Genomic DNA, 7,077 nt, shown 5'->3' on the forward strand with positions numbered 1-7,077 from the left:
AAAAAAATAATCTTAATGATGGGGAGCTTGCTTATATTAATACTTTGAGGGATACCAGACTTTTTCCTGAAGCGGAGTATTTTGTTCATATAAGAAATGGAAAAGGTGGTAGAGAGAGATTTTCTCCAATACTAGGTGATAATAAAGAAAAGATAATAGAGAGAATGAAAAATACATCTGCAGAAGAAAAAGTTTTTCAACATGTACCTACAAATATGGATGTACATGGTTATAGAGGAGACTACGCAACTCTCATATATAAGTCGGTGGCCAGACCTATTAATAAGATTCCATATGATAAGGTAAATAAAGGAACGGGAAAAAAATACCAAGGAGACGTTTACGTCTGTAGGAAAGATGAAAGAAAGAAAAAATTAGATCGACAAGCGATGTATATTTGTTCTAAGGCATTAGGTCACAATAGGGTTTCAGTTGTTGCAGATAACTACATAAGAGGATTATAAAATGGCAGGAAATATAAAGGTATATAAAGGCATAAATAGCATAACAAAGGCGTTTCCAGTGGAATATGGGAAAAAGAGACTAGGAATATTTACTGCGGAAAAGAAGGATGATATTAAAGATTTTAATGCTGCAAAATCAGAAGGTTTAGATTATGCTTTAATAAAAACTACGGATTATAAAAAAATGGCTCTTACTATTGAAAATCTTTCTGATGTGGTCTTAGATATGAAGGCTACTATTGATAAAAAACAGAAGGAAATTGAAGTAGAAAAGTCAAGAATAGATACCGAAATACAAAAATACCAAAAAGAGTTGCAAGAGGAAAATGAACTATATAAAGCAACTTTGCGGGAGTATTGCACTCAAAAAGATGAAGAAATAAAACAATTAAAAAATACGATAGAAAATATTGATAAAGTGAATGAAGCTCTGCAGGCACAAAATAAAAAACGAAGTAATCAAGAGCGACATCTTCAACCCAAAAGAGAACATTCTGGCTATGTGGTTTTTGAGTCTTCAGAAATAGATTATAAGTATCCTTATTATGAAGAATATGAATTATCAGGAGTTGATAGTGAAGGAAGTTCACAATATAGAAAATTAAAAAATCCTAAAAAAAGTATGGATACAGCTAAAGTCTGGATGACAAAAATACAAACTCCTTATAGAGTAGATATGGATTATGATTCTGCCAAATACCAAATTACCAAGGATTTACTAAAAGATAGTGATACGGATGAAGGAAGAAGACTTCTTGGTAGATGTGGTATTGAACAATTTGTAATGACAGGATATACAGATATATCAGATAAAAGCAAAAATGTATTATTTTCACTAAAGTTAAAGAAAAATTTTATTAGGGGATATTATGAGGTTAGTATATTGCATACAAAGGAACTAACAGAGGTACCAAATGATATGCTAAGAAAATAATAGTATATGTAGACATGTCTATTTGATGATTTTATAATAAGTTAATCAACAGATGGAGGTATTGTGAGTAATGTTAAGAAAAATATTTTTGTTATTATGCGAGATGAGCTTAATATTAACTTTGTTAGTAGGCTGTGGTAAAGAAAAAATAGATAATTCTAATGTTAAAGAAGATACAACTATCGAAGATACTAGTGAAGGATGCAAAAAAATAAAAATTCCCACTATAGAAAGCTTTTGGGCAACAGAGGATAATCACGTAATTTATTTTTTGGAAAACAAACAATTATATAGTTATGATGTAGAGTCTAAAGTTAAAGAATTGGTTACGTCAAATATTATAGATCCTTATGATATAGCCGTTAATGACGGAAACATTTATACAATAGAACATATTGATAGCAATGATGATAGTGTAAGACTGTTTAAATATGAAAAGAATAGTGATACTTTTTTTGAAGTAGCGGATTTGCCAGAAGATACTATTGAAATATATTGCTCGGACGATTATTTAGTTGTTGTGGAAAATAGTACATTTTCTAATGAAGATGGCAAGTATCTTGTATTTGATGTTAGTAATCCAGAAAAACCTAATGAGATGGAGTTGTCCCAGATAGAAGTAGAAAAAGAAAAATCAATAGTTACATTAGATGATAAGCAAAATGTATTCTTTCAAGAAAAATGTATTTTTGACAATACTGGGTATAATTATGATGTTGTAACGATATGGGGATATAACGATAGCGATGTTTATATTAGTACTATTTTGGAAGGAAAAGAAGAATTTTTCATCATATCACTAGATGAGCTTGGAAACATAACAAAATTAGATGAAAATGCTGTTAAAGTTGCAGTTTTTAATAGTGTAGCATTAATCAAGATTAGCGATGGAAGTGTATTAATAGAATAAATTTTATATAGTGGTTTACAAAATAGATGAAAATACCTTTTTCTTTTATGATTGGTCAATCAATATTAAAAATAGAAGAAAGAGGTATTTTTTTATGGCAAGAATTCCAAACACATCTAAAGCTTATGTCAATTGCTCAAACACAAAAATTCCAGTGTATAAAGATGGAAATTTAAATGTAAACCAGGTTATTGGACACATTTATCCAAATGAAATGTACACAGTGATACCTGTTGATGCTGCAAATTCTGATATTTGGTATGTAGGAGTAATGTTTAGAAATAAGGAAGGCAAAGCTCAAACAGGTTATATTTTAGCAGCAGCACGTGAAGCAAGTGTTGATCCAGCTTATGCTTCGCAGCAAGTTTTTTTTCACCGTAGAAATTCAAATGGTAAGACTTTGGTGCCAGCTACTGCGGTTACAATTAACAAAAACGACAGTAATAAGTATATGATTTTTACTGTTAAGAAGGAAGTTACATACTATGTTGGTGAAACTCTTAAAGGTACATTGAAAGTTGGAGCGAGAGTAGCCACAGATGGTTCTACCGTAGGTAAGAAACATCCAAGTAGATTGAGTATTGATTATGTTGATACTACAGGAAAGGGAAACTGGACTAAATTATCAAATGGTTGGGTAAGTTTAGGCTTTTCAGTAGGATCTACACCAAGTAATAGAGCACTTTACTAAAAAACAAAAAATGAGGTGTGCCCCAAAATCGGTAGCACACCTCATTTTTATCAATAATTAACTAAGAACACTTCGTAATTTGCGACGTACTTTATTTATATATTGTCGAGTATATCCGGTAATGCTAGCAATTTCGCTATCGCTATACTCCGCACAAATTAGGTTAAAAATCTCTTTGGTAGCTGGTTTAAGACTTAAATTAATGGCATTTAAGTCAATTATTAAGTCATATATAGAAGATTCCACATCAGCGCTGATATCATTGGGTAATGTTGCATAGGAATCAATGTAGGTACTGTTTTGCGCATTATCTCTACATAAATGTACAAATTTATAGTAAATAGCATTTTTTAAATAAATTAGACATTCCCCATCTGTTTTGCAAATGTCAATACGCATGACAGCCTCGATTAATGCAAGGATTAACTCTTGATAAGCATCATCTTCATCAAGAAAGAAGGCCTTTTTACTGTACTTTTTTAATAGCGGATTCATTTTAGTAATAACATTTTCCATAGAAACAGAATCTTGTTTTGCTGATTGTACTAATTGTGCAAAACTATTATTCATTATTCTCACCTCCCATAGATTAAGAAGGTGGGAATAAGAAAAATGTAAACTTAACGAAAAATATAAAATTGAGATTACAAATTAGTGATTTGAACCTTTTTATCTAATGACTGACCTGGTATTGAAGGATAGGCGTTAGGAAGGTGATGCAGATGAAAAATTATCTTAGAAGACTAAAAAATCCCGCCACCTTAATCGGTATATGCGGATATGTTCTGACGATATTATCAACGCTTGGGTTTAGTGTTGATAATCAGGCAATAATGACAATATTAGAAAGTATTTGTGCGATATGTGTATTACTTGGAATAATGAATAATCCAGAAACGGAAGGCATAGATTTTCCAAAATCTGAGTAGTTTAATATTGGGTCAGTCATATTCAGCAGAAAAATAACATATCATGAATTTTGTAGAAAATCTATAGGAAATGTTTGAAGCATGACTTAGATTTACCGTAAAAGAACAAGAACAAATTTTCGAAACGATGTTGACAATCGAAAATATGTTTGCTATATTGTATTCATCGCTACTAAGGGAGGTAGATACGGTAAGGCAATGTGAAGTCAGACAGACATTTCTATATAACTGGCACTAAGGAGGCGAGAATAATGGAAATACACATTGCATGTCCATGCTGTAATAACAAACGATTATTTGATGCAGAAGATACCACTGATGGAATAATTAAAATCAAATGCCCCAGATGTAAATTAGTAATAGCGGTGAGTATGCATAATAAGAAAATTCGTACTGAGCAAATAGGTACACAGTCTTAATTGATTAGTAGTAACCAACGCCTGACGAAGTTATAGAGATTATAGAAAATCTCTATACTTTGTCAGGCGTTTTTTATTTGCAATATTACAGCCTAAAAAAGATGAAAGGAGAGGATTCTATGGGAAAACTTACAGATTTAGTAAGATTGCTAGCAGATCTTAAGAATGCAGCAGAAGTTCTGGTAGCAGTGATTGATTCACTGGAAGATATGGTTGGATCAATCGATAACGCAACATCAAAGTAAAATTTATTTTTAGGAGGAAATTAAAATGGATGAAATGGTAAAAGCTACTCAGGAGTGGCTAAACAAGACTTACAAGGGTGAAAAAGATTTTACACCATTTGCAGAAAAAGATATTGATGGTATTACAGGTGCAGGAACATTTAAGAGATTGATTCAGGCGCTCCAAATTGAGATTAATAAGCAGTATGGAAAGAATATCAAGGTTGATGGAGATTTTGGTGATGGAACACTAAAAGCCTTGCCAGCAACAATTGGAAAGTCAAATACCAAGAATAATATTGTGCATATTATCCAGTCATCATTATGGTGTAAAGGCTATTCAGCAGGAGCTATGGATGGAATATATGGAAAGGATACCAGTAATGCTGTTATGAAGTTTCAAAGTGATGCTGGTATTGAAAATGATGGAATTATAAGACCTTATATTTTGAAAGGAATAATGAATACAGATGGATATAAAGTGTTAAATCCTAAAGATACAGATGCTGTATATAAATCGTATGTTCAGCAAGGTATGAATAAGTATTATGGCCAAAAAATTGGTTTATCACCTACAAATGGTTTGTGGGAAAGAAAAGCACATAAAAATCTTATTAAATGTTGCCAGCTTGAATGGGGATTAGATCCAGATGGAGTTTTTGGTACAAATACAATGAATGCTGCACCAACTTTAACTAAAAAGACAAAAGGATATACAGCATCTAAAAGACTATTAAAGTGGGCACTAACTGTCAATGGTTATTATCCATATGGATTAAATGAAGGTGTATTTGACGATAAAACTTACAATGCGATTTATGAGTTTCAGGATTTTCTTAGATTAGGAGCTGATGGAATGGCTGGTAAAAACACATGGGCATCATTACTTTCAAGTAGAGGAAATACAGCTAGAAAAGCTACTGCTTGTGATACTAGCACTAGATTATCAAGGTTTACAGCTACAGATTTAAAAAATGCAGGTTATACGGACGTGGGTAGGTATTTAACAAATGTAGAAGGTGGAACATTAGATAAAAAGATGACGGAAGATGAAATAGCAGTACTTGGAATCGTAGATTTAAATATTATTCCAATATTTCAAACAACAGGTCGAAAAAATACATACTTTACAGAAAAACAAGGGAAAAAAGATGCTATCGATGCCACAGCTGCTGCTGTAAATCTTGGATTTCCAAAAAACAGTGTAATTTATTTTGCTGCTGATTATGATGTTTTAACGAAGGATATTGAGGAATATTTAATACCATATTTTAAATCTGTAAATGATAATATTGGATGTAATTATAGAGTAGGTGTTTATGGTCCAAGGATGCTGTGCAATCACTTATATGAAAAGAAATTAGCAGAGTATAGTTACGTTTCTGATATGTCTTCAGGATTTACAGGTAATATAGGACAAAAAATGCCAAAAAATTGGGCATATGATCAGTTTTTTGAAACTAATAGTTTATCCGTTGCTATTGATAAATGCATAGCATCTGAGCGAGCAACAGCAATTCCTGCTAAAAAGATAAAAAACAATAATTCGTTTAATATTTACACATTATACGACAACTTATGGAACTATGCTGAGAAGTACTTGCAAAGTGCGGGCAAAGAGACATCAATAAAAGATATAAATGTGTTTATATTGCAGTATTTAAGAGGTCATTATGAGGGAACCGGATGGGATATACTTGGTGGAACAAAAGATAAAAACTTTGAAATGGCAGTTAATGCTAAAAATTTAGGAATAGCAGATACAAGTAAAGAAATTCCAGTTTCTTCATTTGATTTTTTTGATAGTAATGCGGCTCAAAATATCGAAATAGAGCATCTGGCAGCAACATTGAATGCATGTATTTATAATACATTGATTCTGGCAAAGGCAGATAATAAAATTGATGCATATGCTGGTTGGGCAGGAGATTTACATCAAATGGCAGCAGCAGTTGAGAGCAATAAAGATAGTGATGTTGATGCAACTTTTTCATTAGAAGCTCTTAAAAGAAAAATTGCTGCAAATGATGATAAATATGGTTTTTCAAAAATGGATTTATTGCAGGATGTAGATGCGTTTAATATGGCTAAGCTATATGATTGGAAGAATAATAAAATTCATGATATTTTTAATGATTATTACAATCTATCTGACAATAGCTATAATCGCTATAGCTTGTTTAAGAGAGAAATGTTATCAGCTTTTGGTAAGAAGACTATAAAAGATATTGCTTTACCATTTGCCAATGGAGAGTATAAATTATATACAGATTATTTTGAGAGTAATTTTGGTAAGTATCCATATGAGTATGGAGAGGTAATTGCTGAGGCTTTTGATAGTCGAATAGAAGATTTAGTAAATCAGTAAAAATATAAATTAGGGGGAGTAATATCACCATACTATGCTATTACTCCTACTATTAGTATTAGTCATAGTCTTTCTTTACCTTTTCTATAGGTTCGACTATGCTGTTTAAGATGCTGTGGATTGGTTTATTACTCCTAC

At 31.8% G+C, this 7,077-nt stretch carries 9 protein-coding genes; 8 read left to right on the top strand and 1 reads right to left on the bottom strand.

From position 1 onward, the window contains the following. The 4 genes from BM102_RS14400 to BM102_RS14075 all read left to right on the top strand — a co-directional run. Positions 1–464, top strand: a 464-nt coding sequence (locus tag BM102_RS14400; protein ID WP_442960218.1) for a hypothetical protein, incomplete at its 5' end; no start/stop codon positions are given. Position 465: 1 nt separating this feature from the next. Beyond that, positions 466–1,398, top strand: coding sequence for a coiled-coil domain-containing protein (locus tag BM102_RS14065; protein WP_090482993.1), 933 nt, complete (start codon positions 466–468; stop codon positions 1,396–1,398). 70 nt (positions 1,399–1,468) lie between these two features. Then, positions 1,469–2,308 (top strand): hypothetical protein, encoded by an 840-nt coding sequence (locus tag BM102_RS14070; protein ID WP_090482995.1) that lies wholly within the window; start codon positions 1,469–1,471, stop codon positions 2,306–2,308. A 94-nt stretch (positions 2,309–2,402) separates the two neighbouring features. Then, the gene (locus tag BM102_RS14075; protein WP_090482997.1) at positions 2,403–2,999 is read left to right on the top strand and encodes a hypothetical protein; all 597 of its coding nucleotides are present in this window, start codon (positions 2,403–2,405) and stop codon (positions 2,997–2,999) included. Between the two features lie 57 nt (positions 3,000–3,056). Here the strand turns inward: BM102_RS14075 and BM102_RS14080 are convergent, their stop codons facing one another. Further along, positions 3,057–3,569: a sigma-70 family RNA polymerase sigma factor gene (locus BM102_RS14080; protein WP_090482999.1), complete on the bottom strand. Its 513-nt coding sequence runs from the start codon at positions 3,567–3,569 to the stop codon at positions 3,057–3,059. Positions 3,570–3,721: 152 nt separating this feature from the next. Between BM102_RS14080 and BM102_RS14085 the strand changes: the two genes are divergently transcribed. The 4 genes from BM102_RS14085 (at position 3,722) to BM102_RS14090 (ending at position 6,939) form a co-directional block, all read left to right on the top strand. Then, positions 3,722–3,928: a phage holin gene (locus tag BM102_RS14085; protein WP_090483001.1), complete on the top strand. Its 207-nt coding sequence runs from the start codon at positions 3,722–3,724 to the stop codon at positions 3,926–3,928. A 251-nt stretch (positions 3,929–4,179) separates the two neighbouring features. Further along, positions 4,180–4,347, top strand: coding sequence for a hypothetical protein (locus BM102_RS14405; protein ID WP_177194982.1), 168 nt, complete (start codon positions 4,180–4,182; stop codon positions 4,345–4,347). 119 nt (positions 4,348–4,466) lie between these two features. Then, entirely contained in the window at positions 4,467–4,592 is a 126-nt protein-coding gene (locus tag BM102_RS14600) for a hypothetical protein (protein WP_278335556.1), read from the top strand. Between the two features lie 25 nt (positions 4,593–4,617). Continuing rightward, positions 4,618–6,939, top strand: a complete 2,322-nt coding sequence (locus BM102_RS14090) for a glycoside hydrolase domain-containing protein (protein ID WP_090483004.1) — start codon at positions 4,618–4,620, stop codon at positions 6,937–6,939. Positions 6,940–7,077: the final 138 nt, after the last annotated feature.

Source organism: Pseudobutyrivibrio sp. JW11 (genome assembly GCF_900115355.1).
In the GTDB taxonomy this organism is placed as follows: Bacteria; Bacillota; Clostridia; order Lachnospirales; family Lachnospiraceae; genus Pseudobutyrivibrio; species Pseudobutyrivibrio ruminis.